The 1,453-nt window shown below is 37.6% G+C and carries 1 protein-coding gene and 1 pseudogene; both read left to right on the top strand.

The features are described from left to right. The coding region (locus tag B2X72_RS13705) for a hypothetical protein (RefSeq protein ID WP_286849966.1) at window positions 1–481 on the top strand (481 nt) is incomplete at its 5' end. A 16-nt stretch (window positions 482–497) separates the two neighbouring features. Next, a pseudogene (locus B2X72_RS13700) lies at window positions 498–1,440 on the top strand (TIGR01212 family radical SAM protein). Window positions 1,441–1,453 lie beyond the last annotated feature (13 nt).

Genomic DNA, 1,453 nt, shown 5'->3' with positions numbered 1-1,453 from the left:
GGCAAATAAAGATGGTAGATCTGCCAATATAGCTCGCGAATATATTATTCATCTCGGGGAGAGATCTTATATAGGGGAATTTGGAACATATACACATAGTAAGGATACAATGGTAGTGATCGATCCAGGTCATATCCAATTTATTGGTGGTAAATGGTTGAATGCACTGTATTATCGAACACTTGATTATTTTTATAGAAATGGCAGACTAAAGAAAATTGAGATATTGATCTCAAGAAATAAAGATAGTATAAGAAGATATTTGTCATTTAAGGAATTTGAACAATTTTTCGTTTTCTATTACGGTTTACCTACTTATTACGACAATTCTCCCAATTTAGCCATAAAAGGAAGTTACTTCGATTTGGAGAAAACAGTTAAGGATAGTTCGTATAAATTATCTTGGGAGGATTTTCGTGATGGCCGTATCAGTTTAACATTTGATCCTGAGAAAGTAATGGTCACATATGATTTTTATTGAGTAACTTTGCAGCGCAATGGGTACATTATTGGACAACGGAATTAAACCGTATAATCATTACGGGGCTTATTTAAAGCAAAAGTATAACGGACAGAAAGTGTTTAAAGTGATTGTGGATGGTAATTTTACTTGTCCCAATCGTGATGGTAGNNAAGGGCTATGGTGGTTGTACTTACTGTAATGTAGATTCTTTTACACCGGATACTGCCCGGAAAATTCCTTCGATACGGGAGCAGGTAGAATCGGGTATTGAAAGAGCACGCAATAGCTATGGCGCCGAGAAGTTTATTATTTATTTCCAACCAAATACAAATACATATGCGCCGACTCATCTACTGAAAATGATGTATGATGAGGCCTTAAGTATTGATCCTGAAAATACTTTGGGGCTTTCTGTTGGCACACGTCCTGATTGTTTGGATTTTGAAAAGATTGCATTGTTGGAGTCTTATACAGATCGTTACGATGTGGATTTGGAAATGGGTATGGAGTCGATCTACAACGATACATTGGAGCAGATCAATAGAGGCTGTTCTCACGACGAATTTGTTCAGGTCATGGATATGCTGAAAGATACCCCTTTGGAACTTTGTGTACATACAATCTTTGGCTTCCCATGGGAATCTGAAGAAATGATGTTGAAATATGCAGATGAAATCAACCGCTTTCCACAGATTAAATTTGTGAAGCTACATCACCTACATATTGTAGAGGGATCTATTATGGGGGTTAAGTTCAAACGTGAGCCCTTTGAACTTTTTTCGATGGAAGGTTACACCGAGTTCTTAGCGAAGTTTATTCCTCGATTGCGTCCTGATCTGATCATTCAACGTATTTTCGGGATTGCAGATAAAGAATTGTTAATTGCCCCGAATTGGGGCTTACCGAAATCAGGTATTCAAACATACATCGATAAGGGATTGGAAGCACGTCAGGTCGTGCAAGGAAGTCTTTTTTAGTCGCCTCCAATAA

The organism is Sphingobacterium sp. UBA7253 (assembly GCF_002472745.1).
GTDB classification, from domain to species: Bacteria; Bacteroidota; Bacteroidia; order Sphingobacteriales; family Sphingobacteriaceae; genus Sphingobacterium; species Sphingobacterium siyangense.
Note: the sequence above shows the minus strand (reverse complement) of the source record. Positions and strands in the feature narration are given on the sequence as shown.